This is a genomic window from Citrobacter sp. Ce006 (assembly GCF_030336535.1).
Classification (GTDB): domain Bacteria; phylum Pseudomonadota; class Gammaproteobacteria; order Enterobacterales; family Enterobacteriaceae; genus Citrobacter; species Citrobacter europaeus.
Window position 1 is genome coordinate 81,200 of record NZ_JAOWDO010000071.1, and the last position, 25,871, is coordinate 107,070.

Consider the following 25,871-nt stretch of genomic DNA (forward strand, 5'->3'; position numbering starts at 1 on the left):
GCATTCAATAAAATGTGTTTTTTTCTACATTGAGATATTAATGTTTACATTAAATTAATGTGATATTTGTTCGTTAATATATTAGCGAGTTTATAAAAATAATGATGATATTTAAGTGAGGTTACGGTGAGCAAATTACTCGGTGTGATCAAAGCAATCATTGGACAGGTTTACGTTGTTGATGCCAATGGCGCACAACGACAGGTTCATGAAGGCGACAGGGTATATAGCGGTGAAGAAATTGTGACCGGCGCCAGCGGCGCGGTAAGTGTCTCTTTACCAGACGGAAAAACGCTGGATATCGGGCGTAACAGCCACTGGGGCGAGCATGGGCTACAGGCCAGCCATAACCCGGAGAGTAGCGCCCAGGATATTGCCGCCGCACAAAAAGCCATTGCCGAAGGCGCTGATCCGACGCAGGTGCTGGAAGCCACCGCTGCAGGTAATGAAGCGCCGATAACATTAGAGGGCGGCGGAGGCGGTCATACTCTGGTGCAGCTTGAATTGACCGGGCAGGTGGTTGATCCGACAGCAGGTTTTAACACTCAAGGTCTCGGTAGTCCGGGCTGGGATATCAATCTGCCGATAGGAGGCGTGACTGCGGGCTCCGCGAATGTTTTCCCGCCAGAAGTGCAAATTACCGAGTTTGCCGGCAACGATGGTTTTATTAACAAAAGCGAATTTCACCAGACCCATTTAAGTGGCACCAGTAATCAAAATCACGTCACGCTTACCTTCACCGATAGCCAAAAAAACACATTCACCGTAACTGTTCCGGTTAACAACGGGCACTGGAATATTGCTACCGATCTGGCAGGACTGGTACCTGGAAATGTAACAGTGGTGGCAATCGCGACCGATGTGACGGGACGGACGGCGGAAAGTTTTGGCCATGCGCTGATTGATATTACTGGACCAAATATCAGCATTAGCGTTGAAAATGTCACGCCGGATAACCTCATAAACTTCGAAGAGTCACGCCAACCGCAAACGTTAATCCACGGGATTGTCGGCGGTGATGCAAGGCCTGGCGATCTCATTTCCTTACTGGTCGATGGCCGGGAATATACCGGCGTTGTTACCGACCCGGGAACAGGGACTCTGACTTATACCATCCCGGTGCTGACTCAGGGATTATTGAATGACCCGAACATTCACGCCACGTTAACCTCTGTCGACGATGCCGGAAACAGCACCACGGTTTCTACCGATCATCACGTCAACAACGATCTGTTTGCGCAAAATGCCGTGACCATTGAAACGGTGGCGAATGATGATGTCGTCAACGCCAATGAGTTTCGTATGCCGACCGTTATTTCAGGCGTTGCCAGCGGTGATGCGAAAGCGGGCGATCCGGTAACGCTGACCATTCAGGGCAAAGCGTTTCACGGCACGGTTTTCGACGATCATGGTCAGCTACGCTATGAAATTGTGGTGCCTTCCGCAACCCTGAAGGAAGGTGCGAACGATGTGCAGGTGACGCTGGTCAGCCATGACGCTGTAGGTAATGAAGCCACCGCCGTAACGCATCGCACTGTGGTGCTGGATACTCAGGCGCATAACGCGCTGTCCATCGACAATGTGACCGACGATAACACCCTGAATCGTGTAGAGCTGTATATGCGCAACCAGGTGATTTCCGGCACAGTGAGTGGCGAAGACGCCAAAGTTGGCGACCCGCTGCAACTGGAGATTAACGGTCATCAGTACCACGCTCAGGTTATCTCCCTTGGCAATAACAGGCTGGGATACCGTGTTGCGGTGAGCTCATCTGACTTTGCAAATAACAGCACGCCGGTTGATGGTAACGTGGAAGTGAAGGTTACAGTCACCTCTCACGATGCGGCGGGCAACCTGGCGATTGCCACCGATACTCACAGCGTACACATTGATAATCTCGCGACTAATCAGGTCAACATTGGCGTGGTAGCGACGGACGATGTGGTCAACGCCATTGAAAACCGTATGACTACGCTGATTAGCGGCGTGGCGGGCGGTGATGCCAAAGCGGGCGACGCGGTTGTCGTTAGCGTGCAGGGGCTTAAATTTGCCGGAACGGTGGTCGATGATAACGGCCAGATGCGTTACGAAGTGGCATTACCGAAAGGGACGCTGCTGGAAGGTAAAAACGATGTGGTGGTGACCCTGGTCAGTCACGATGCGGCAGGTAACGAAGTAACGGCGATCGCGCACCGTACCATCATGCTGGACACTCAGGCGCACAACTCTCTGACAATTAATGATGTAGACAGCGATAACACCCTGAATCGGAGTGAGCTGTACTCACGTAACCAGGTCATCTCCGGCTCCATCGGCAGCAATGAAGATGCTAAACCTGGCGATCCGGTTCAACTCGAAATTAACGGTCACCAGTACCGCGGGGAGGTTATCGATTTAGGCAACAATACGCTGGGCTACCGTATCACGGTAGACACTTCAGACTTTGCCAACAACAGCGTACCGATTGACGGTAATGTGGAAGTGAAGGTCACGGTTACCTCTCACGATGCGGCGGGTAACCTGGCGATCGCCACCGACACCCACAACGTGCACATTGATAACTTTGCCACCAACCAGGTCAGCATCGACGCGGTAGCGACGGATGACGTAGTCAACGCCATTGAAAACCGCATGGTAACGCTGATTAGCGGTGCAGCCGGCGGTGATGCCAGAGCAGGCGATGTGGTCACTGTTAGCATGCGTGGGCAAAACTATACCGGAACGGTCGTTAATGATAACGGCCAGTTGCGCTATGAAGTTGCACTGCCGAAGACGGCCTTGCTGGAAGGCAAAAATGAGGTGGCGGTAACGCTTGTCAGCCATGATGCGGTGGGGAATGAAGTTACCGCTCTGGCGCATCGCACCATCACGCTGGACACGCAGGCGCATAATACTGTCCGTATACATGACGTCACTGTAGATAATGCGTTGAATTATCAAGAGCTAACGGCGGCTAAACAGACGATTACCGGTTTTGTTGGCGGTGAAGATGCGAAGGTCAACGATCCGGTCTTACTGGAGATAAACGGCCATCAGTACAGCGGTAAGGTGATTGATTTTGGCCGCGGAAAACTGGGGTACAGCATCGATGTAGACTCGTCTGCATTCGCCGATAACAGCGGTCATGTGCTGACGAATGTGAAAATTACCGCAATGGTGACTTCTCATGACGCCGCGGGTAACCTGGCGATCGCGACCGATTCCCATAAAGTTCATATCGATAACTACGCGGAAAACACCCTCAAGATTGACGCAGTGGCGACGGACAATGTGGTCAACGCCAGTGAAAACCGGATGCCCACCATTATTAGTATTGTAGCCGGTGGCGATGCCCGGGAGGGGGATGCGGTAAAAATAAGCGTTCATGGGCAAGACTTTAACGGCACGGTGGTCAACGATAACGGTCAGCTACGCTATGAAGTGGTTCTGCCGCATGGAACCTTGCATGAAGGTAAGAATGCGGTAGTTGCGACCCTGTTGAGCCATGACGCGCTGGGCAACGCAGTGACCAGTGAGTCGCACCGGATTATCACGGTTGATACTCATGCGCAAAACGCTATCTCACTGGATAACATTGCCACGGACAATGTCATCAATTTCCAGGAACTGTCTGCGGCAACACAGCGCATTACCGGCATCGTCGATGGTGAAGATGCGAAAGTTGGCGATCCCATTCAACTGGACGTTAATGGTCATCAGTACGCAAGCCAGGTCATTGACCTTGGTAACGGGCATCTGGGTTACCGCATTGATGTTGACTCATCAGCCTTTGCGAACAATAGCGTCCATGTGTTAACGGATGTCGATGTGCATGTCACTGTCACCTCTCATGATGCGGCGGGTAACCTTGCCATCGCTACCGATAGCCATAAAATTCACATTGATAATTTTGCCAACAACGAGGTAACGACTGATGTAGTGGCATCGGATGATGTGGTGAACGCCATTGAAAACCGCATGCCGACGCTGATTAGCGGTATCGCGAAAGGTCTGGATGCCAAAGCGGGTGACGTGGTGACTGTTCACGTGCAGGGACATAATCAGGACTTTAGCGGCACGGTGGTTAACGATCACGGCGTTCTGCGCTACGACGTGTTTGTTCCAACAGGTGTGTTGCAGGAAGGCAGCAACGACGTGATGGTGACGCTGGTCAGCCACGACGCTGCGGGCAATCAGGCGGTAGCGGTAGAGCATCGAACCGTTACGCTGGATACGCAAGCGCAAAGCACCGTCACTATTGATAGCGTCACTGATGACAACAACCTTAACCATCTTGAGCTGGATACGCCGATGCAGCTCATCAGCGGTAAGGTCGGCGGTGATGCGCAGGTTGGCGATGCGGTGATCGTAGAAATCAATCACCATACGTTTAACGGCAAGGTGATTGATCTCGGGGGCGGTCACTTAGGCTATCAGGTCCCGGTCGACTCAACGGCGTTCAGCGATAACAAAGGTAACCAGGATAAAAATGTGACCGTGAGCGTCACGGTTATCTCCCACGATGCGGTTAAAAATGAGGTCATTACCACCGCAACCCATGACGTCCATATTGATAACCATGCCGGGGCCAGAATTACCGTTGATACGGTAGCGGGCGATGACAAGCTCAACGGTGCAGAAGCCGCGAAACACCTCACTGAGGTGATGGGGACGGTTGGCGGCGGCGATGTGCATGTCGGGGATAAAGTTCAGGTTATCGTACATGGACATACCTACGAAACAACCGTTCAGCGACTCCCGGAGCATAACAATGCGCTGGGATATAAGCTGGACGTTCTGAGCCGCGATCTGGTCAAAGACCCGCATATCGTGGCCCGCGTAGTCGGCGAAGATAATGTGCATAATTTCCAGAAAGCGGAGATATCGCACGATCTGGTGGTTGATTTACATGCGAAAGCCATGCTGACGATTGATCCCGTTACTGGCGACAATATGATTAACGGCGATGAATCAAAACAGCCATTCACCTATGTAACCGGGAAAGTGGCTGGGGATGTTCACGTCAATGACGTTGTTTACCTTACCGTGAATGGTCACGTCCTGACGGGGAAAGTGAGTGACGTAGGAGGCGGGGTTCTCGGCTACAGCATTAAAGTCAGTACTGCCGACCTGATCTCCGATCCGCATTTAACCGCGACGGTCAGCACCACCGATGGTGCGGGCAACCCGGCTACGGCCAATGCAGAAACCACCGTTATTATCGATACCCGTGTGGATGCGCAGATAACCATTGATGCCGTGACGCCGGATAATACGCTGAACCTTGCTGAGCAAATGCATGGCTATACGATAGTGAGCGGTACGGTGAGCGGTGAAGTTCATCCGGGCGATCCGTTCACCATGACCATCAATGGCCACAACTATTCAGGCGTGGTGGAAGATCGCGGCAATCAGCAGATGGGCTTCCATATTCCGGTTGCCACGGCCGATCTGGTTGCCGATCCGCATATCGACGTCACCATGGATATCACGGACGATGCCCTGAACCATGCGCAAATTACAGCGCATCATACGGTTACGCTGGACGCTGAAGCGAAAGCCTCAATCACTATCGATCCGGTAACGGGCGATGATGTATTGAATCAGATTGAATTAGGGCAAACCACGACGATCGTCAGCGGTACGGTCGGTGGCGATGCAAAAATTAATGATGTGGTGCACCTGAATATTGGTGGCCATACGGTTGATGCCACCGTGGTGGACCTGCCAAATCTGGGAACGTTGGGTTACGCCATTAAGGTGGATACGCATTGGCTGCAAAACGATCCGCATATTACTGCAACCATCACCACTACCGATGTGGCGCGTAATAACGCGACGGCAGATGCGCACAGTACCGTAGTCATTGACGATAAGATTGACGCGATTGTGCATATTGATCCGATTGTCACCGATAGCGGTGATGAGGTGATTAACCACGACGAAGCCCTGAAGCCGCAAACGACGGTTACGGGTACGGTGGGAGGCGATGTCAAAATCGGTGATACCGTTGAGTTGACCATCAATCATCAGATCTACTATGCGCAGGTGGAAGATCACAACGGCCAGCGTGTTTTCAGCACAAAGGTATCGACCCTGGATCTGCTTCTGGATCCGAATATCCATGCCGAAGTAACGGCAAAAGATGACGCAGGCAATATTGCATATGGGCACGATGACATGCCTGTGGTGGTTGATACCGTTGCCGATGCCGGGATAACGATTGACTCTGCGTTAAGCTGGCAAGGCATGGCGCTACCCGCTGGAGACCGCCCCGAATTTGTGACGGTAACAGGGCATGTTACCCCAGACGCGAAGCTTAATGATTTGGTTACAGTTGATGTGGGTAACAACACGCACCTGGAAACACATGTTATTACCCTCCCTGATGGGCAATTGGGTTACACGCTGGATATTCTTTTCCAGGACTGGAATAACAACGGCAATATCACTGTCTCCATCACCACCCATGATGATCATGGCAATACGGCGACAGCAGTAGAACATAAATTTATCGATCTTCCGTGGGTAACCAATACCTTTATTCCAGCCAATACTCCTTATGGTATGCACACCCCGTCGACAACAGGTACTGGCACCACACCGCCGCACCAACCGACCGTGCATCTCACCGTTGATAAAGTGGCGAGCGATGACGTTCTCAACCACGATGAAGCGCAAAAAGGAACCACGGCAATCCGAGGTCTGGTCACCGGCGACGTTCAGGCCGGGGACGATGTTATTGTCACCATCAATAATGTGCAGTACTCCGGGCACGTCATGACTATCCCGACGATGCCGGGGCAACTGGCATACGAAGTGGATGTGCCGACGAGTGAACTGCAGGCGCATCCAACGTTTGATGTCTCTGTTACGGCGGGGATTGCGACAGACTTGGTGCAGAAAACCATCACCATCGACACGGATAACCCGCTGCAGATAACGATGGATAAGATTGCCGGTGATGATGTTATCAATGCGGCGGAAGCGCAAAGCGGTAAAACCACCATCAGCGGTAAGGTAAGCGGTGAAGGGATTCATGACGGGAGCGTGGTGAGCCTGCAGGTTAATGGCAATACGCTGACCGCGGTAGTACATGATGATAAACACGGTCACTGGGCCTGGTCGACGAAGGTCAGTATCAACGACCTGCATAATGATCCGGATGTTGTCGCGACGGTATTAGCGACGGATGCTCATGGCAATCAGGGCAGTGCCTCCGCCAGCAGCCATGTCGTGGTCGATCTGAGCGCTAATGCTGGCGTGACGATTGATAAAATTGCCGATGACAATGTGCTGAACGCGCAGGAGTCGCAGCAGCATAAGATGACCGTAACGGGGTCGGTCTCAGGAGATGTGCACCCGGGCGATAAGGTGACGCTGACGGTTAACGGCAACCCTTATGCGGCGACTGTCGATAATAATCATCACTACAGCGTGGATATCTACACCCAAGACCTGCTGGCCGACAGCGCCATTGTCGCGACAGTCTTAGGATATGACGATCACGGCAACGTACAGCCAGCCAGCTTCACGCAGGGCTATTCGATTGATAAAACGGCAGGCGGCAGTGTGACCATCAACACCGTCGGCGGCGACGATATTATCAATGCTGATGAAGTGAAAGGCGGTAGCGTTGAGGTGAGTGGTACGGTGGATGGCGATGTGCATCTCGGTGATAAAGTCGACATTCTCGTCGATGGCGTCACGGTACATACGCGTGTTATTGAGCTGCCGCATATGAACGGGCAACTGGGCTACAAAGCGATGGTGAGTACGGTCGGGCTGCAGAACGATCCGAATATTCATGTCAGCGTGCATGGGCACGATGCGGCGTTGAACCCGATGCTTGCAGAGAACGACAAAACGGTCACTATCGACACGCATGTCGATGCCAGCATCGTGCTGAATAAGGTGTCAGTTGATGATGTGCTGAATAATGAGGAAACTCAGCATGCGAAAACCACCATCAGCGGCTATGTGACCGGGGATGTGGACGTCGGCGATCAGGTGACTATCACAGTTAACGGTAAAGATCTGGTCGCTGATGTGAAAAATAGCGGCGGTCAGAAGGTCTTTAGCGTAGATGCCAGTACGATTGACCTGCTTCACGATCAAAAGATTCTCGCTCACGTTATCGCCCATGACGACGCCGGTAACCGTGATGAAATCCATACCGATAAGACCATTACCATCGACAGGACCGCTGCGGGAACGATGGATATTGATAATGTCACCCAGGATAATGTTCTCAATCATCAGGAACTCATTGGAGCGACGGTGAGGGTAACCGGGCATCTTGGCGGTGATGTGGATGTGTGGGATTCGATCAAATTAAACATTGGCGGTCAGGAATTTACCGGTTCGGTAGATACGCTGAGCAATGGCGATCGGGTTTATCACGTTGATGTGGACAGTCATGTCATGGAAGTGAACACCACATTTTCGGTGGAGGTCAAAGGCCATGATGCGCCGGGCAATCCGTATTCAAAGACAACGTCCCACAGCTATTCGGTTGATCAACAGGCAGACGCCACGCTTATCGTCGATAAAGTTACCGGGGATAACCATATCTCACGCGCGGAATCACAGCATACCGTCACGCATATTACCGGCAGCGTGAGCGGTGATGTGCATGATGGCGAGCATATTAAAGCGCTGGTAAATGGTCACCAGTACGATGCCATTCTTCATCAGGGCAATAATGGGCTGACCTATGACATTGAGGCCGATACCTCCGCATTCCGTGCAGGTCATAACCGGGTAAACGTATTGGTTGAGGCGCATGATGACCACGGCAATACTACACCTTATAGCCAAACGCTGAACGTGACGATGGACGATCCCACGCCAGTGAAAGGACATACGGTGGATAAAGGGAATCATGCTGCGATGCAACATGCGCTGCATAACCTGTTCGATGACAATGCATTGTCTCTGTCTTACGCGCCAGCAGCAACCGGGCACGGCCAGGCGACAGCCGTGCTCAGCGCTGACGATAAGGCGAAGGGCGTACTCGAAAAAGTCGATCTCAGCGATCTGGCGCGCGAACTGCATGAAGGCGTAGATATTGCGAAGTACATTCAAAGCGGCGGCGATCATCACTTGATCGCCAGTCCGGCAAAAGTGGCGCATGGAATAGATACCGCGCTGTCTGGTCCGGCAAGTAGCGAGATGCATTCTCCGACCTACTCGTTAGATCACCTGATTGCTAAACCCGATCAAAACCACACCCACTAACGATTGCCTGCTGCCCTGCGTAAACAGGGCAGCAGCATCTTGCAAAATGAAAAGGCATTGATATGAATTCTGATTCATCTGCTGCAAACGTGCAGGCAGAAGGCGGGGCAAAAAGCCCGGAAAATGGCAACCAGCAGGCTTTAGCGACGTTGCAAAAAAGCGACCTCGAGATGGTGCGCGTGCTCGACGATCTGATTTACCTGTTGATGCGTAAAGGCGTGATTGCCATTACCGATCTCCCGCCGATGGCGCAGGTTAAATTATTGAATCGTGCGAATGCGCGCCAGGAACTTGGCGGGTTAGAACAACTACTAGGCGGTGATGATCGTATTTTTTAGCTGACGCAGGCAGTGAGTTTGTTGGCCGGATAAGCGAAGCGCCATCCGGCAATATACAAGCGTCTCAAGACTGCCTGCTTTTATCACAGCGGCGCGGGTTCACCTAATAATTGGCCCATTGCGCCATCAATCCCTAACTCCTGCAATACCTTCAGTTCGCCTTGTGTTTCAACCCGTTCGGCAATGAGCGGCAAGTCAATACTGCGCGTGGCGCTGCATAACACTTCAATAAATAAACGCTTATCGTTTTCTTCATCAATATTGCGGATATAGCTGCTGTCGATTTTCAGGTAAGCAAGTCCCCACTGCGACAGATGGCCGATCATATCGAAACGACTACCGAAGTGTTGCAGACCCAGCGCGCAGCGGTGCTGACTGACGGCTTTAACAAACGCCGCCATTTGATAAGGGCCTGGCAGTTGGTTCTCATCGAGTTCCAGAATCAACTGACTGGCTAATTTCGGTGAATAGCGCAGTGGAGTGAGTAGGTCAGCAATGGCGGTCGCACTGGCGACAGAGCTCCCGGAGATACTCAATGCCAATTTTCCGGGCGCGGTTTTCAACTGATTCAACGTCAGTTTCAGCATCACTTTATCGAGGCGTTGGCTCCAGCCAAAGCGGTGGATCCACGGCAGGAATCGACCGGCGGTAAGGGTATTACCTTGTTCATCAATGATGCGCGACAGCACCTTGTAATGCAGAATTTTGTCGGGCTGGCGGCAATCGACCACCGGCTGATAAACCAACTGGAACTGCTGGTTTTCCAGCGCATGCTCCAGACGAACAAACCACAAATGCTGATCTTCTGTACTCGCAGGTACCTCTGCGGTGGGAACGACCTGATGATCGGTGCGCGTTTCGGCTTCTACCAGCAGGCGATCGGCCTGAATCAGCAATGACTGGGCGTTATCCCCGGCGCTAAACGGTACCATGCTGGTGTAGGCAACCGGCTGTTGGTCTGACATCCCGGTGGCGTAAAAGGCCGTCAGCTTTTGGCCGAGCGAATGGGACAAGTCCAGCATTTCACCGTGGGTCACGCCAGGACATAGCAGGGCAAACTCACCGCCGCGAATGCGGGCCAGCGTACTGTCGAGAGAGGCATATTTTTCTTTATGCGCGTTCAGCAGGTTGGCGATATTGAGCAACAGCTTATCGGTATGTGGTCCGCCAAAACGCTGATTCAGACCGCCCAAATCCTGAACGCGGACCAGCAACAGATATCCCGGCGCGGTATCGGCGTCGCTTAGCCGCGCCTGAAGCTGCATATCGAACGCCCGGCGGTTGGCAATTCCAGTCTGGCTGTCGAGATAAGCCTCATTGTGCAGACGTTCGCTGTAGATAGCTTGTTCTTCAAATAACGACTTGAGCTTCGCAGCCATCAAATTCATAGCGCCCACAACGCGGCGCAATTCTGGCGTTTTGGGCAACTCGTGGAGCGTCAGAAACTCGCGGCGGGTAATCGCTTCCGACTGCTTTGCCAGATAATTGAGCGGGCGTAGCAGCTTGCGCAGCAGTAGACTACCGGCGATTAAACAGGCGAGGCTGCAGGACAGCATCCACAACAGATTACCCAGGGTATTGTCCCACAGACGCTGTACGGCAAAGATAGGATCGCTGGTCACTTCAACCCGTGCAGCCTGCTGCCAGCCGCGCATAATCGTTGCCTCACCGGTTTGCGGAGTGACATCCACCAGAGCAACGAACCAGCCTGGGACGTCGGGAATAGATGACGCAGCGCTGCGCTCAAGCATCATTTTGCCGTTTGCCAGGTCGACGATGCGGATTTTTTTGTAGTAACCGCTATCGAAAATAGAGCTCACCATCAGCTCGATCATTGCCGGGTCGTTGACGTTGGGCGTCAGCGAAACGCCCAGCGCCGTTGCCGCATCCTGGGCATGTGAAAGAAGTTGGTTATTGGATTGATTGCGGGAACTCTCCAGCGTCACAATAAAATTGCCGCTGAATACAACCATCATAAAGAGAGAGATTGCCAGAAGTAACTGTTTAAAAAGAGACACGGGCGATTCCTATTTATCCATCGGGAAGCCTTCTTCCCGCATTTTGGTGAAAACTTGCTGCCAGCGAGATAGCCTTTTGCTGTCCCCAACACGTTTATTGTTCTGATTGCCGGGAAGCCAAAGGCCAGTGTTGTTAAAGGAGTAGACGGGTAATAAATCCATGCGCTGCGTAGCAGGTGAAATAGTGCTGGTCAGGCTGTCGAGCACCAGAGGAATCGCCTCAGGGGTGGCGTACCAGGTCAGCACCATGTGCGCGCGGTTTAAGCGCAGGGCTTTAACGTAAGTGATGCGTAGCTTGTCTTCGGAGACGCCCAACTGGCGGAGGGTGAAATATTTGGCGATCGCGTAGTCTTCACAATCCGCTTCACCTTTGCGCAGCGACTCAATGGGAGTGGCCCAGTAATCCACGCTGTGCCAGGCATCAATGTCTTCGGTATAACGGATTTTATCGTTAAAGAATTGATTTACGGCGCGTAATTGCGTTTGCTCGTCGGCACTGCGCAACGTAAGCAAAAGCTGTTGCCAGGCGCGGATCCGTTGTTGCGCCTCTGGCGTTGCCGGGCCGTAAAGCGCATCAGAATTCTGCTGAATACTGGCAAAATCCCAGGCCGCACGTAGCGAATGGACCGATAGCAGCAACAGCAGCATCCCGGGGATTTTCCACAGGCGAAGCAGGCGGTGGCGTAAGCTGTTGCTGATAATGTTCAATGGTTATGCTGGCAACTGCCTGGCGATGGATTTTTCATCTTTTCGCAGGTCCAGGGAGACAACCACTTTTTGCGTAATTGCATATTGGTCGGTGAGGCAAAAAAGTCCTTCAGCGTACCGTTAACAAACGCTACAAACTGCGGATCGTTTTTCCTCATCATAATGGCATAGTGCATATCGTTACCGATGCTCTGTGCTGAAACGCTGAACAGTTCGGGTTGCTCGCTATGATTAATCAGCGGCCAGGCGAGAATATCATCAACAAAGAATGCGGCGGATTCATTATGCGCCATCTTCTCAAATGCCCCCTTTATGGTAGTGCTGGTAATCGTTGAAATATTAAGATGTTGCTCTCTGTTTGCTTTATTAAATTCCAGCAAATCTTTTGAGCTTCCGGTCAGACTCACCGTGCGTCCTTTAAGATCGGCAATTGACTGGATATTATTTTTACGCAAAGAGATGATGCGCATCTTTGCGGTGTAATAGTTGTCAGAAAACGACACGCTGGAGGTTCGCTCCGGCGCATTGGTATTTACGCCACAGTCCATATCTATTTTACGCGTGTTTAATGCGGAGAAGCGTTCGGCAAAATTCACGGGAATATAATGAATGGTTAGATTGTTGAGCTTCAGATACTGGCGTAACTTATCGGCAATCATGTTACATACCGCGATGGTATACCCCGTGACCTTGCCACTGTTGTCTGTAAAAGAGAACGGCGGCAGCTGGCGATAACCCACGTTTAGCACGCTGCTGTTCTGAATGTGGTCGAGCGTCGCAGCGTTCTGTTGCGCCATCAGCGCGGGGGAAATGACGATGCCTGCCAGTAACAACAGCCATTGCACCGTGCGCTTCATCCTTGTCATCTCACGATTAATTATATTTTTCATAATCAAAACTGATCTTCTTTTTAGCTGCGGTTAATGCTTTCAGGTTGTCTGACATGGGGATGTTTAAATTAATAGCTTGCGGGGCAATGGGAGACAGAAACCATTTATGGTACAGCGCAGTAAATTCGTTGCTGGTCATCAGGGAAGAGAGCGTGGCATCAACGAATTCTTTAAATTCTTTATCGTGTAACGGCAGTAACAAGCCTGCCGGTAGTGGAGCGCTAAGCGCAATGTTGGAAAGTTCATAGTCTTCAGGGTTAGGTGTTTGCGCAATCATCCCTTTCAGTAAAACGGTGCTGGAGATCAGCGCAGAATACTCGCCGTTCTTCAGTTCATTGAAGGCTGTAATGTTATTGGTATCGAGCTGAATATTAATATCCAGGTCATTAGCAGCATTCACTTTTTGCAGTTGTTCAACGTAAATCGTACCACTTTTTACCAGCACGCTATGTCCCGAAAGTTCTGCCAGACTGTCATTACTTTCATTTTTACGCATCACAAAGCGGGTGCTTGAAAAGTAAAACGGCAGTGAAAATTCGCTAATAGTGTGGCGACTTTTCGAATAAAAGGCAGGTATACACATGATGTCTGCCATGTGGTTTTTAATCAGTACAAACTGCGATGCTGAATTGGCTTTTACCCACTTTACATTCAGCTTTTTAAGCTGAAGTTTTGTCTTGAGCGCGCTGACGATACTGTTGCAGATATCGATAGAGAAACCCGTAGGGCGGTTGCCGTTCTGCCAGGAAAAAGGAAACGCATCATCCTGATAACCAAGGGTAATGGTTTTTGTAGTCGCGATCTGCTCCAGCGTGTGCAGTTGCAACTGAGTTCCCGCTAAGCATGGCGTAGCCCCAACCATCAGCAGGGCAACCGCCATCAGCATGCGTTTTGCCAGGCGCAAGATGTCAGACATGGCACAGTCCTTCTTCACTGACCTCTGCGGCAAACGCGGCAAGTACCTCACGTTCACGCAGCGGATAGCTAAAGAAATAGCCCTGTACATTCTGGCATTCAATGGCGCGCAAAATGTCGCGCTGCTGTGCGGTTTCCACCCCTTCAGCGGTAACCGACATATTGTATTTATGGGCAAACTGAATCAGCATCACAATCAAATACTGGCTGGCATTATCCTGCTGGAGCTTATCGACCAACGTGCGCGCGATCTTGATACGCGTGAAGGGATAGATCAGCAGATAGTCCAGCGCTGCGTAGCCGGTTCCTAAATCGTCCATCGCGATTTCGATACCCAGAGAACGGATCTCTTTCAGTACGGGTAAGGCGATCGATTTATCCAGTTTTTCTGATTCGGTGATTTCTATTTCCAGGCGTTCCGCTGAGATCTGGCTGATGCGTAACGCATCTTTAATCACGTCAACCAGTCCGGGGCTGTGCAACTGGTAGGCCGAGATATTAACGGCAACTCTGACATGCTCTGGCCATTTGGCTGCGGCTTCGCAGGACTGGCGAATAATCCATTCGCCTAAACGCACAATCAGGCCGGAGCTTTCGGCGATATTGATAAAATAATCGGGATAAATCAGCCCTTTAGTGGGGTGATTCCAGCGGATCAGCGATTCGTAGCCATAAACGCTTTCATCTTGCAGATTAATAATCGGCTGGTAATGAAGTTCGAACTCCTTGTTATCAATACCATCGATAATTTCCTGATTAATGAACAGGCTGTGGGTTTGCATCATCACCATGCCGTCTTCGAAGAAGTGGTAGCAACCCCGGCCATGATGCTTAGACGCGTACATGGCAAGGTCGGCATTGATCATGAGCGTTGAGGTAGTATTCCCCTGCCTGGGCGCGGTGGTAATACCGATGCTACAGCTGATAGAAAAAGTATGAGAACTCCAGGTAAACGGGGTGCTCAGCGCGCGGATGATACGCTTCGCCAGCCGATTCGCTTCTTTGATGGCGTTGTCGTCGACATGTTGCAGGATGGCGAATTCATCACCGCCCAGACGCGCCGCAATATCGTTGGGACCCAGCAATAACTGCAGACGTTGGGCAACGCTGATTAACAGTTCATCGCCCGCTTTATGGCCGAAGGTGTCGTTCACCGGCTTGAAGTTGTCGAGGTCAATCAATAGCAGATTGAACGCTCTGTCCTCCAGATGCAGTTCACTGACGCGCTTATCCAACGCCTGGCCGAACGAAACGCGGTTGGGTAATCCGGTGAGTGAATCATGATGGGCCATATGCTCCATCTTCTGCGACATTTCATGCATGCGTTGCAGATAGCCACGCTCTTTCATCGCGACGCGCAGTTTTTCAATGGCCCCGGCCAGATGCCCAATTTCGTCGTCCTGATCAAGATAGGGGGTTATGCAATCCGTCTCTTCATGGGCGATGCGGGTGAGGGAGTTTATCAGCAGCGGAACAGGACGGAACAGGCGGCGCATAAACATTGTGACCAGGGCCAGCGTCACCAGTAAAATCAGAACAAAAATGATACTGCTCTTTTTAAGCATCGCGTCGTAGGTGGCATACAACTCGCTTTTTTTACCGATGCTGCTTATCAGGCTCCCGAGGATCTCACCAGAAGGCGTCAAAATAGGTACGGCGCTGATAAAGCACTCTTCGCCATTAATCTGGGCGAAACCAACATAGTAATTGACCAGCACATCGCGCGGCAGGCGGCCTGAGAAGGAGATAATCCCTTCGCCATCTTCTGATTTGTTATTGATGCCAACGAAGCCTTTCTCCGGCGTATAGAGAAACAGCCAGGTGGGGCTGTGCGTCTGAACTGACGCCAGCGCCAGGACGTCTACCGGGTTATAACCGGTTTGCAGGATGGAGTCGGTATCGCCAATCTGTCTGTCGGAGACGATGCGGGATATCTGCCCCGCATCGCTGGTCTCAACCGAAACGGTGGTATACACGCTACGGATGATGTAGGTCATAATCTGCGCATTTGCTTCAGCTCGCTGTACCCACTGCTGATAAGAAAAGTTGTCTATCAGGCTCCAGTTAGTAAAGGCGCCAGCGCTAAAAGCAATAACGATACCCGCCAGCAAGAACTGCGTTATTTTGCCAGTGATGGAATGTTGCCACCCTTTTATTGCTTTAAGGGAAAACAGAGACTTTGCCACGGATTATGTTAATTCCTGAAAAGATTACGCGATACTAAATTTAATTTCTGTTATTACTTAATGGAATATTATTGTTGCAAACAAGTAGATGAAAGATGTGAAACGTAATGACGTAACAAATAACTAACATTGAACCATGGTGAGTAATGACAAAAATAACGGTATGCGAATATAGATAACGCTGCTCTTTTCGTCAACAGGCAAAAGTGTGCATAAAAATACATTTTTCGTTATGCCCTCGACAACATATTAATGTTGACATTAATGCTGTCCGCGAAGCTTTTTTGTGCACACTGGTTGGAGGTGCTAATGGCTTATCTCTAAGGTTCTTGTTTTTTTACGTGACATCAATGAATTAGCTTTTATTTTATCAGGGGAGGGCGTGGCTTTATCCCTGCGGGATGTCCATTTTTGTCTATAAATGGGTATTTATTTCCTGATTTGATATGAATAAGATGCTCACTTCAATATAGAACCTTATTTTATTTTCTCAGTGCGCGGTCAATGTTGACAATTTTGCTATGGTGCATCGACTGACCCAAAAGGATTTGTTTGTGACATTCGAGTCTGGATTAAAGTCCTATTGGTATAGTGCATAGCGGATAAATTGATTTGGACGCAATAATAAATACAAACACTGTGAAAAACATTCGGGAATGGTGCCTGCCACTTGTTTTACCCGGCCTTTTTTACCCATTGGCACAATATCTTAACGGTTACAGTATTCTCAATAATACTATTTTAACAGTTTACGATCTCCGGCTGGCCGTATTTTCAGCCGCATTAGTCTTGTTTGGTTTTCGGGTGATACCGGGATTTGTTCTGTTCCTTATCGTCATGTTTGCGATCGGCCCGCAAAACCAACGGGTAGATGCGTTGTGCCTGATCGTGGCTTCCACCTTAAGCTACGCCGCTTACCGCAGAGTCACGGGCAGACGCAGTTGCGTTAGCTTTGGTCGTATCAAAATCAGCCTTAATCGTCTGGTCTGGCTGTGTGGCTATAACGTCCTGCTGTATCTGGTGTTGGGCAAAATCTTTGCCATATTTGTCACCCATGGCCAACGACCGGATGTGGATAACTTTCCGGCGTTAAGTCTGGGTATGCTGGTACGCGTTCAGGGGAGCATCAACGGCTGTCTGACGGGTATCCCTTTATTTTACAAGATATATCGAATCATCCGTCGACCATCTTTCCTGCTGACTTTCTGGCGGGCAATTGCTGCACAATGTAAAGGCAATATCAGCGCCTTTGGCGCTATTTCATGGTGCGCCTTACTCTTTGTGTTGATGTTCTTTTTAACATCACCGGACAATCTGAACGTCTTTTTCTCTCTCTATAGCCTGATCTTGCTGTTCCCGTTAATGCTGTGGGGATCCATTAAAATTGGTCATTTGTTCACCATGCTGGTGTGGACCATCGTGGTGATCATTTTAGGCAAACATAACGACAGTTATATCGCCAGCGATGTGGACTTCATTCAGCATCAGGCGCTGGTTTCAACGTTGATCTTTGTCTTTACGCTTACCATCGTGATCATGGGAGTGCTGGCCAAATTTACCCGCCAGCGATTTAACCAGGCGCTTCTGCTCGGCCTGACCGATCCGATGACGGGTATGGCGAATCTGCGTGCGCTGAAGACGGAGCTGTTTACGACTGAGCACGCGACGGTGTGCCTGATACAAATTCCGGAGCTGGAGCTGTTTTCGCGCCGCTATGGCTTTCATTTTCGCGCCCGCTATCAGAAGATCCTCGCCGACCATCTGCGCCAACACCTGGTTAAAAGCGAGAAAGTCTATTACCACGCGGGTTACGATCTGCTGATTCGGCTTGAAAATAGTACCTGGGAACGGCTATGCGACTTGTACCAGGCGGCCAATAGTTTTCGGCTTTTTTACAATAACCATCGGCTGGGTTTTCGCAGCGGTTTGGGCTATTGCCTGATTAACGATCTCAGTGATGACATTTATCAGTTGGTGGGGAAGCTGGGCATGGTGGCGGGTTTATCGCTGACCAACGGCAGGCCGGAAAACATTGAGGCGCAGCATAGCCGGATCCTCGGCAACCACATTGTCGATAAAACGGAAATTCGCACCGCGCTGCAAAATGCGCTGGATAACAACACGTTTGTGCTGATGGCGCAGCCAATCGTCAGTACCAATGGTGAAGCGCCGTATCATGAAATATTGATCCGCATGCTCAACGAACGGGGGGAATTTATTCCTCCGAACAGCTTTCTGCCGGTTGCTCATGATGCGGGGCTGGCGCCTGATATCGATCTCTGGGTTATCGAAAATACCCTGAAATTTATGCGTAACCATCCGCAGCGCTGTTTTTCCATCAACCTGGCGCCGGTGACGGTATGTCGCTCCAATATTATCGCGAAGTTCACCCAGCTCCTGCACGATTACGCGGTGGAGCCGCAGCGAATTATTTTTGAGATAACGGAAGCCGATACGCTTTCAGACAAAGAGCAAACCGTGGAAACGCTTCGTTTAATACGCCAACTGGGATGTCGGGTAGCCATTGATGACTTTGGTACCGGGTTTGCCAGTCATGCCCGCCTGATGAATATCGAAGCAGACATTCTGAAGATCGATGGCTCTTTTATTCGACGGATCACCGAAAGTGAAATCAGCTATTACATCGTCGAGTCATTCTGCCGCGTTGCCGAAATGAAAAATATGCAGGTTGTCGCCGAGTTTGTTGAAAACGCTACGATTCAGGCGTGTCTGGAAAAAATGGATGTGGGGTGGTTACAGGGATATCACATTGGCAAGCCTACGCCGCTGCTTTCGCTGGAATAAGCAGAGCGCGAACTTCTTATGACCAAAAAGAGTCATTTCTTCTCAGGTAGAGAATAAAAAATATGAGTGACATTATTAAAGTGAAAAATCGAACGGCGGGTGCCAGCGGTGTGGGGCCGCGCGTTCGGGTGCTATCCTGGCTACACAATATCCATCCCGGTGTAGCGATGAAGCTCGGCATGATTCTGGTGGTTTGTATCGCAACATTGCTGATTGGCGCCTCTTTTATATTATCGTCTTATCTTTCCAGACAACTGCAGGTCAATGCGCTGGAGATGATTAAGACCAACACGCGTATATTCCACAACAGCATATCTAACGAATTCCAGCGAGTGACACGCGATGCGGAGCATTACAGCAATGTTTATATTAACAACTACCAAAACGTTGCCAATAAACCGCTGCGTTACATGGACTCTACTGAATTAAAAGCGGTCCTGAGTAACCCGAACACCAACGCGCATTTCACCGAACTAACCAGCGTATTTGCCAGCACGTTTATTTTGCAAGGCGAGCAGTTTGTGCGCGTTAGTAGCACCTTGCTGGCAAGTTCAGGCAATACGGCAACCGCAACGGCGTTGGGGCGCGACAACCCGGCATTACCGTTACTTTTGAAGAACAAACCTTTTTCCGGCGTAGTGACGCTATTTGGTAAGCAGTTTATTAGTCACTATGAACCGATTGCCGATAAATATGGCCAGGTGGTTGGGGCGGTTGCGGTAGGTTTTGACGTCAAACAAAGTCTGCAACCGATTATTCAGCGTTTGCTGAATGTGCATATTGGCAAAGATGGCTATGCCTACGTACTGGATGCCGGATTTGAACCGGGTCGGATGTTGGTCCATCCCTCATTGAACAACCAGCAGGCCATTAATATTACTGATGCCAATGGTTTTAAGCTATTTGCCGATATGCTCGAACATAAAAATGGCAACACCTATTACAACTGGGTGAGCGGTTATGGCGCATTGCCGAAAACCAAAGTCGCCGTTTATGAATACGTTGAAGGGATTAACTGGATAATCGCAACGACCAACTACGTTGACGATGTCGCCAAAAGCAGCAATCTGGTGCGTAACGGTCTGCTGTTATTCACCGCGCTGCTGCTGCCCATCATTTTATTGCTGATTGCCGTTGCCAGCCGCTTCCTGATTTCCCGACGCTTAAACCGCGTATTGGGGATTGCGCAGAGTATCGCTGAAGGCGACTTAACGGTGGATGTGCAGGTCGATCATCACGATGAGATTGGCGAGTTGTTGAGCGCGGTAGAAACGATGCGCCAGCGTTTGCACTCGCTGGTCGGTGGTATGGTTTCTCATGCGAATTCGGTACATCAGGCGTCGCTGCACATCACCGAGGCGGTAGATGGTCAGGCGTCAACCAGCGTGGAAACCTCTTCTTCAGTGGCTGAAATTACCTCCACCATGGAGGAACTGTCAGCGTCTTCCACGCAAATTGCTGAACATTCGCGGGCGGTTGTGGATATCGCCAATCAGACCCTTGATGACTGTAATAAAGGTTCAGAATCGATGTCGCAGTTGCTGATGCGCATGACGGATATTGACACCGACAATCAGCAAAACATGCGTGAAATCATGATGCTCGGCAATAAGTCGACGGAAATCAGTCGCGTGATGGTAATCATTAACAGCGTCGCGGATCAAACGAAACTGATCGCCTTTAACGCCGCGCTGGAAGCGGCCAGCGCCGGGGAAGCCGGTAAGCGTTTCTCGGTGGTGGCAGCTGAAATCCGCCGTCTGGCCGACTCGGTAACGGAATCGACGGTTGAGATTGAGAATAAGATCAGCGAGATCCAAAACGCAATCAATCGCCTGGTGCTGAACGCCGAAAAAGGCGGCGAGAGCATCAAAGCGGGCGCCAGAGCGTGCAAAGTCAGCGCCGAGCATCTGAATGATATCGTCGTGACTGCAGAGCAAACCTCGACGGCGGCGCTGCAAATATCCCTGTCTACCCAGCAGCAGAAAACAGCAAGTAATCAGGTGGTTATGGCGCTGCGAGAGATTGTCGTTGCCAGTAACTATACCTCGCAGTCCATCAAAGACATTCTGGTTGTCAGCCAGGACATGACGCAGTTGTCGAAAGCGCTGAAAGAGGCGTCGTCCTCATTCACTCTGATGGAAGCAGAAGCATGAATAGCGGCAACATTCGGGTGCTGATCCTCGACCTGGGCAGCGCGTCGCGTAATGAGCTGGTCAGGCAACTGGAGGATCACCCGCATATTAAGGTGGTGGGGCAAGCAGCCCATCGCCGGCTGGCGATTCGGTTGTTGCAACAGCTGATGCCCGATCTGCTGATTCTGACGCTGGATACCTCAAGCGCCGATAACGTCGAGGTTGTCGAAACGATTATGGCAACCAGCGCCATCCCCATTTTGGTCATGAGATTTTGCCCAGAAAAACAATGGGATGATGATTACATTTCACGCGGTGCGCTGGCGGTGCTGCATCATAGCAGTGATTTCCCGCTATCAACGGACGCCCTGCATCGCAAAGTAGAATTGCTGGTTGGCGTGAAAGTTATTCGTCATATCAAGGGATTACGCCATCCAGGTGAACCGGTGATGCCAACTGCACGACCGACAACGGATGCCGCACAGTCGCCGCAGGACTGGCCTTTTGTGCTGGCGATTGCCTGCTCGACGGGCGGGCCGCAGGCGCTGAGTAAGCTATTGCAGGAACTCCCCGGTACGTTCCCGTGTCCGGTGCTAATCGCCCAGCATATAGCTGATGGTTTCGCAAAAGATATGGTGCGCTGGCTCGACAGCGTGACCGAGCTGAAGGTACGACTGGCGCAGGAAGACGATCGGGTACAGGCCGGGTATGTATATATATTACCGCCGGAGCAGCATCTGATCGTCAAAAACAACCAGCGTCTGGCGGCGATCCCCAGACAGGAAAGTGACGTTTACCATCCCAGTTGCAATCTGTTGCTGGAGTCGGTGGCTGAAGTGTTTCGCGAAAAAGCCGTCGGACTGATTATGACGGGGATGGGCAGCGATGGCTGTCGCGGCATCGAGCTTATTTTCCGGCGAGGCGGCAGAACGCTGGCGCAGGACGAAGAGAGTTCGGTGGTATTTGGTATGAATAAGAACGCGATCGACAAGCAGTTGATACACCGCACGATCCCACTGGATGGCCTTGCCAAAGTGTTGCTTGCAATGGCGTGTCACGGGCGCTTTGAGAGTAAATTGCTATGATCCCCAATCTTCCTGATTATGCCCGTCTGATCAAAGAACGGGTCGGTTTACACTTCGATAACGCCATGGAAGCACTGCTGAAAACGGCGCTGAGTCGGCGAATGGCTGAGCGAAAAATCAGTGATTACTATGAATACTACGAGCAACTGCGTATCTCGCAGAACGAGTTTGATAGCTTCATTACGTTGATTACGATTAACGAAACCTATTTTTTCCGTGAAAGCGATACGCTGGATTTAATCTGTGACAAGTGGATCCCACGTCTGTTGCAACAGCGTAGCGGCCCGGTGCGTATTCTGAGTGCCGGATGCTCCTCGGGGGAAGAAGCCTACTCGCTGGCTATCAAGCTGCATGAGAAATTCCTCGGCGCGATGGCGCAGCGTATTGAAATTTACGGCTGTGATATTGACCCGGCAATCCTCGCAAAAGCCCGTAACGCCTGCTATTCAAGCTACTCGTTTCGCGGCGTCGACCCGAGTATTCAGCAACGTTATTTTACCCGCTCGGGAAACCTCTACCGGCTGCATGATGAGATTCGTGAGAAAGTCTCCTTTCATCGCACCAACATTATAAAAGAGCAGTTGCTGCCGGAAGTGGACATCATTTTGCTGCGCAACGTGTCCATCTATTTCGACACGCCAACGCGTCGTGAACTGCACGGTAATTTATTGAAGATGTTACAGCCGCAGGGGGCCTTATTTTTTGGCAATGCAGAAACGCTGGCCAACAATTTCGACATTCTAAAACTGGAGCAGGAAGAGGGCATTTTCTATTTTTGTCACCATCGCGAAGCGGCGAAGGTCGCGCCCGTGCCCCGAGCTGCATCGCGCGTTGCGCCGCCGAGAACGGTGGTTGAACAGGACGCTTCCGCGCCAACGGTGCAGCAGAATAATGACTGGCTGAAGAAAGCACGCGCCTGTCTCGATGAGAAATGTTTTTCTGAAGCCGAAAAGTGTATCGCCTGCGTATTACGCGACGATCCCCGTAATCAGGATGCGCTGCTGATCCAGGGGGTGATAGCCCTTGAGCAACGTGAATTTTCTCAGACAGCCGGCAACGCGCAGCAGATCCTCGCGCAGGATGAGTGGTCGGCAGAGGCCAAAATGCTGCTCGGCCTGGCGATGATGTGGCAACACCAGACGCAGCAGGCTATCGCCTGGTTCAAACAGGTGGTTTATCAGGAACCGGGCTACTGGCCGGCACACTATTACCTGGCCGAAATGTACCGACAAAGCGAGCTGCGCCAGCCCGCACAACGGACTTATCGCGTGGTAATGCAGTTACTGAATGCTGAAATGAACAATCCATCATCGGTTTGTCGTCTGCGTTTGCCGATCGTTTTTCCAGGCCATACGTTTCGTTTCCTGTGTGAACATCAACTGGCGCAATTCGCCCACCAAAGTGGCTAATAAGAGCGATTATGGCTATCTGTCTAAAAAAATTCGTTCTGCGCTTTATTGATGAAGGGAGAGGTCATTTGCAGACGATCAGCGAAGGGGCGTTTCTCCTCTCCGCTGATGAGCATACGGAAGCCTGGATAGGCGAGATGTTTCGCGCCGCGCATACCCTGAAAGGGGGCGCGCGGATGCTGAAACTGCAAAGTATCGCCGATGTCACTCATCATCTTGAGGATGTATTGAGTGAGCTGCGTGATAACAAACTGACGCCGGACAGGGCGCTGGGCAATCTGATTCATGAGTCCGTGGAGTATCTCTCCGGCCAGTTGACGCAGCTTTTTGTCAGCGAAGGGGATAATCAGTTGCCACCGGCGGACGCCGGGCTGTGCGAACGCCTTGCCCGCGCCAGCCGGGGAGAGGCTGTCACACTGGCGGTCGAAGGTGCAGGGACAACGGAAAAAGCAGGCACCCCAACGCCTGCAGCGGCAGCCAGCATGGATTCCGGCATTAAGCAGGCCGATTTCGTGCGGGTAAAGCTGAATAAGCTCGATGGCCTGATCGACATCCTGGGGGAAGTTCTCGCCGGGCATGACCGCCTTGAGCAACAGATCCAAAATCTGAGTCAACTGGTCCCGCGACTGCCAGGCCTGAGTGCCGAACAGCTTCGCCAGCAGATCCACGATTTCAGCGCGCAGTTGAAAGAGAGCGTCCAGCTCCAGCATTTGCAAATGTTTGAACTTTACGACGTGGCGGCACGGATCCGCATGCTGCCGCTTTCAACGTTGTTTGAACCGATTTCGCTGCAGGTCAGTGAGCTGGCTTCCACGCTGAATAAGCAGGTGGTATGCCGCTTTGTCGGCGGAGAAGTGGAAATCGATCGTCAACTGATTGACCGCTTATCGGAGTCGCTGACGCATTTACTGCGTAACGCCGTCGATCACGGGATTGGCGAGATCGATGAACGTCTGGCGCTCGGTAAATCCACGCGTGGCACCATTACCATCACTACCCAACAGGACGGCAGTGGGATACTACTGCGTATCGAAGATGACGGTCGCGGTCTGAACTATGAGGCCATCAGCGCGAAGGCGGTCAGTAAAGGTCTGGTTCCTGCTTCCATGGCCGGGCAGCTCTCCGAGCAGGAGTGTAATGAGCTGATTTTTCATCCTGGTTTTTCTACCAGCAAGATAGTCTCCGAGCTTTCCGGTCGCGGCGTGGGCCTTGATGTGGTGCGCAAAACGGTGGTGACCGATCTGCAAGGAGATTTGCAGGTTTATAGCCGTGCGGGCATCGGAACCAGCTTTAGTCTGCGTCTGCCTGTTTCGCTAACGATGATGCGCATTCTGCAATTTGAAGAGCAGGGACACCTGTTCGGTCTGGCCGCGCAGTATGTGGTCGAGGTGGTGGAGTGCACCGCGCAGGGAATTAGCGATATTGCCGGGCGACCCGCCATTATTTTGCATAACGAGTTTATCCCGGTGGTCTGCACAGGCGCCTTGCTGGGTATTAATGAGCGTCAGGGAAGTTCTCCACCGGCTGGGCAGCGGTTAATCGTGGTGCAAAACCAGTTTAGCAAAATGGCGCTGCGGGTGGATAAGCTGCTCGATGAACGCAAGATGATGATCAAACCGTTACCGAAGCATATGCAGCAGCAGTCGCTGGTTTCCGGGATGGTACAAACGCCGGAAAACCAACTGGTCAGCATTCTGCAAGTCCCCGCGCTGATGGCGATGGCGCAGCAATCGCGACAAACCACGGCACCCGCACCGGCGGCAAACGTTACGCCGGATGCCTGGCACGTGCTGGTGGTTGACGACTCCCTCAATACCCGCGAGATAGAAAAGAATGTGCTGGAAGCGCACGGTTATCAGGTCACGCTGGCAGAAGACGGATTGTCTGGACTGCAAAAAGCGAAACTGACCCAGTTTGATGCCGTACTGACGGATGTCGAGATGCCGTTTATGGATGGTTTCACCTTCACCAAATCCTTGCGAGGAGAGAAAAATTATCAGCACACGCCAATCATCATCGTGACGTCCCGCGCAAAGGAAGAGGACCGGCGGCGAGGGATTCAGGTGGGGGCGGATGCCTACATCGCCAAAGGCGATTTCGAGCAGGACAGTTTGATAAAAACATTAAAAATGCTTTTGTGCTGATGGCGCAAAATCGAGAGAGAAG

General features: G+C 51.3%; 12 protein-coding genes. 7 read left to right on the forward strand and 5 right to left on the reverse strand.

The annotated features are described in order from the left end of the window. Positions 1 to 126: 126 nt before the first annotated feature. Positions 127 to 9,219, forward strand: a complete 9,093-nt coding sequence (locus OGV94_RS13680; RefSeq protein ID WP_286523573.1) for a retention module-containing protein — start codon at positions 127 to 129, stop codon at positions 9,217 to 9,219. 62 nt (positions 9,220 to 9,281) lie between these two features. After that, a complete protein-coding gene (locus tag OGV94_RS13685; RefSeq protein WP_075145710.1) occupies positions 9,282 to 9,557 on the forward strand; it encodes a hypothetical protein in 276 nt (91 codons plus the stop codon). An 83-nt stretch (positions 9,558 to 9,640) separates the two neighbouring features. Here the strand turns inward: OGV94_RS13685 and OGV94_RS13690 are convergent, their stop codons facing one another. Genes OGV94_RS13690 through OGV94_RS13710 form a run of 5 tightly spaced genes read right to left on the reverse strand, consistent with a single transcriptional unit; the run spans position 9,641 to position 16,274 of the window. After that, the gene (locus tag OGV94_RS13690) at positions 9,641 to 11,575 is read right to left on the reverse strand and encodes a bifunctional diguanylate cyclase/phosphodiesterase (protein ID WP_286523575.1); all 1,935 of its coding nucleotides are present in this window, start codon (positions 11,573 to 11,575) and stop codon (positions 9,641 to 9,643) included. 9 nt (positions 11,576 to 11,584) lie between these two features. Continuing rightward, positions 11,585 to 12,223 carry a cysteine protease LapG gene (gene lapG / locus OGV94_RS13695; RefSeq protein WP_286523623.1) on the reverse strand — a complete coding sequence of 213 codons (639 nt, stop codon included), beginning with the start codon at positions 12,221 to 12,223 and terminating at the stop codon, positions 11,585 to 11,587. Positions 12,224 to 12,279: 56 nt separating this feature from the next. Continuing rightward, positions 12,280 to 13,140, reverse strand: a complete 861-nt coding sequence (locus tag OGV94_RS13700) for a transporter substrate-binding domain-containing protein (protein WP_223306688.1) — start codon at positions 13,138 to 13,140, stop codon at positions 12,280 to 12,282. A 16-nt stretch (positions 13,141 to 13,156) separates the two neighbouring features. Beyond that, positions 13,157 to 14,089 (reverse strand): transporter substrate-binding domain-containing protein, encoded by a 933-nt coding sequence (locus OGV94_RS13705; RefSeq protein WP_286523579.1) that lies wholly within the window; start codon positions 14,087 to 14,089, stop codon positions 13,157 to 13,159. Continuing rightward, positions 14,082 to 16,274, reverse strand: coding sequence for a putative bifunctional diguanylate cyclase/phosphodiesterase (locus OGV94_RS13710; protein WP_075145713.1), 2,193 nt, complete (start codon positions 16,272 to 16,274; stop codon positions 14,082 to 14,084). The genes OGV94_RS13705 and OGV94_RS13710 overlap by 8 nt, the downstream gene beginning before the upstream one ends. 696 nt (positions 16,275 to 16,970) lie before the next feature. Here OGV94_RS13710 and OGV94_RS13715 point away from each other — a divergent pair. The 5 genes from OGV94_RS13715 (at position 16,971) to OGV94_RS13735 (ending at position 25,849) form a co-directional block, all read left to right on the forward strand. Further along, a complete protein-coding gene (locus OGV94_RS13715) occupies positions 16,971 to 19,079 on the forward strand; it encodes a sensor domain-containing phosphodiesterase (protein ID WP_286523581.1) in 2,109 nt (702 codons plus the stop codon). A 62-nt stretch (positions 19,080 to 19,141) separates the two neighbouring features. Continuing rightward, the gene (locus OGV94_RS13720) at positions 19,142 to 21,232 is read left to right on the forward strand and encodes a methyl-accepting chemotaxis protein (RefSeq protein ID WP_286523582.1); all 2,091 of its coding nucleotides are present in this window, start codon (positions 19,142 to 19,144) and stop codon (positions 21,230 to 21,232) included. Beyond that, entirely contained in the window at positions 21,229 to 22,296 is a 1,068-nt protein-coding gene (locus OGV94_RS13725; protein WP_075145716.1) for a chemotaxis protein CheB, read from the forward strand. Before OGV94_RS13720 ends, OGV94_RS13725 begins: the two co-directional genes overlap by 4 nt. Then, positions 22,293 to 23,705: a CheR family methyltransferase gene (locus OGV94_RS13730; protein WP_047409173.1), complete on the forward strand. Its 1,413-nt coding sequence runs from the start codon at positions 22,293 to 22,295 to the stop codon at positions 23,703 to 23,705. Before OGV94_RS13725 ends, OGV94_RS13730 begins: the two co-directional genes overlap by 4 nt. Positions 23,706 to 23,716: 11 nt before the next feature. Continuing rightward, positions 23,717 to 25,849: a hybrid sensor histidine kinase/response regulator gene (locus OGV94_RS13735; protein WP_286518632.1), complete on the forward strand. Its 2,133-nt coding sequence runs from the start codon at positions 23,717 to 23,719 to the stop codon at positions 25,847 to 25,849. Positions 25,850 to 25,871: the final 22 nt, after the last annotated feature.